Below are 1929 nucleotides of genomic sequence, written 5' to 3'. Positions count from 1 at the left end.
AGGCGGTGCGCAGCCACGGCGCCCACGCCCAGGGCACGCTCTCCTACACCACCAGCCCGGCCCACACCCTGCAGACCTGGCTCGACCTGACCGAACAGCTGCTGGAGACCGGCGTCGATTCCATCGCGATTAAGGACATGTCCGGCATTCTCACCCCGATGGCGGCCTTCGAGCTGGTGAGCGAAATCAAAAAGCGCTATGACGTCAGGCTGCACCTGCATGCTCATGCCACCACCGGGATGGCGGAGATGGCCCTGCTGAAGGCCATCGAGGCCGGCGTCGACGGTGTCGATACCGCCATCTCTTCCATGAGCGCCACCTACGGCCACCCGGCCACCGAGGCGCTGGTGGCGACGCTGGCAGGCACAAAACATGACACCGGGCTGGATATCCTGAAGCTTGAGAGCATCGCGGCGTACTTCCGCGAGGTGCGCAGGAAATATCACACCTTTGAAGGCCAGCTGAAGGGCACCGACAGCCGTATCCTCGTGGCCCAGGTGCCGGGCGGGATGCTCACCAACCTCGAGGGGCAGCTGAAGCAGCAGAACGCCGCCCACCGTCTGGATGAGGTGCTGGCGGAAATCCCCCGCGTGCGCGAAGACCTCGGCTTTATCCCGCTGGTCACTCCGACCTCGCAGATTGTCGGCACCCAGGCGGTGCTTAACGTGCTGACCGGCGAACGCTACAGAACCATCGCGAAGGAGACCGCCGGGATACTGAAGGGCGAGTACGGCCACACCCCGGTGCCGGTCAACGCGGCATTACAGGCGCGCGTGCTGGACGGAGCAGAGGCCATCACCTGCCGTCCGGCGGACCTGCTGAAGCCGGAGCTGGCGCAGCTGGAAGCCGACGTGAAGCGCCAGGCGCAGGAGAAGAATATTCAGCTTGCCGACAACGCCATCGACGACGTGCTCACCGTGGCCCTGTTCCCGCAGGTCGGCCTGAAGTTCCTTGAGAACCGCCACAACCCGGCGGCCTTTGAGCCGGTACCGCAGGCTGAAGAGGTCAAACCTGCTGTGAAAGCAGAGAAACCGGCCGCCTCCGGCGTCTACACCGTGGAAGTGGAAGGCAAGGCCTTTGTGGTGAAGGTCAGCGACGGCGGCGATATCAGCCCGCTGACGGCAGCGGCCCCCGTTCAGGCCACGGCCCCCGCAGCCGCCCCGGCAGGTGCCGGCACCCCGGTGACCGCGCCGCTGGCGGGCACCATCTGGAAGGTCATTGCCACGGAAGGCCAGACGGTGGCCGAGGGCGACGTGCTGCTGATTCTGGAAGCCATGAAGATGGAAACCGAAATCCGCGCCGCGCAGGCCGGGACCGTGCGCGGTATCGCGGTGAAATCCGGGGACGCGGTGGCGGTGGGCGACACCCTGCTGAGCCTGGCGTAAGGAAGAGGACGCGAAATGGAAAGTCTGAACGCCCTGATTCAGGGCATGGGGCTGATGCACCTCGGCGCCGGCCAGGCCGTCATGCTGCTGGTGAGCCTGCTGCTGCTGTGGCTGGCCATCGCGAGGAAGTTCGAGCCGCTGCTGCTGCTGCCGATTGGCTTCGGCGGCCTGCTGTCGAATATCCCGGAGGCCGGGCTGGCGCTGACCGCCCTGGAGAGCCTGCTGGCCCACCACGACGCCGGGCAGCTGGCGGTGATTGCCGCGAAGCTCCACTGTACCCCGGATGTCCACGCCATCAGGGAGGCGCTGGCCCTGGCCCTGCCGTCGGTGCAGGGGCAGATGGAGGACCTCGCCGTGGATATGGGCTACTCCGCCGGGGTGCTGGCGATTTTCTATAAGGTCGCCATCGGCTCGGGTATCGCCCCGCTGGTGATTTTTATGGGCGTCGGGGCGATGACCGACTTCGGCCCGCTGCTGGCCAACCCGCGGACCCTGCTGCTGGGGGCGGCGGCGCAGTTCGGCATCTTCGCCACGGTGCTGGGGG

The 1929-nt window shown here is 66.6% G+C and carries 2 protein-coding genes; both read left to right on the top strand.

Going from position 1 to position 1929, the window contains the following annotated elements; genetic code table 11:
- On the top strand, positions 1-1385 hold a 1385-nt coding region (locus ABLU67_RS23970; RefSeq protein WP_348852563.1), incomplete at its 5' end, for a pyruvate carboxylase subunit B.
- A 15-nt stretch (positions 1386-1400) separates the two neighbouring features.
- Positions 1401-1929: sodium ion-translocating decarboxylase subunit beta (locus tag ABLU67_RS23965; protein WP_348852562.1), on the top strand; the 529-nt coding region annotated here is incomplete at its 3' end.

Origin of the sequence: Klebsiella sp. GN_Kp190, from assembly GCF_040061795.1 — a bacterium.
In the GTDB taxonomy this organism is placed as follows: domain Bacteria; phylum Pseudomonadota; class Gammaproteobacteria; order Enterobacterales; family Enterobacteriaceae; genus Klebsiella; species Klebsiella michiganensis.
Note: the sequence above shows the minus strand (reverse complement) of the source record. Positions and strands in the feature narration are given on the sequence as shown.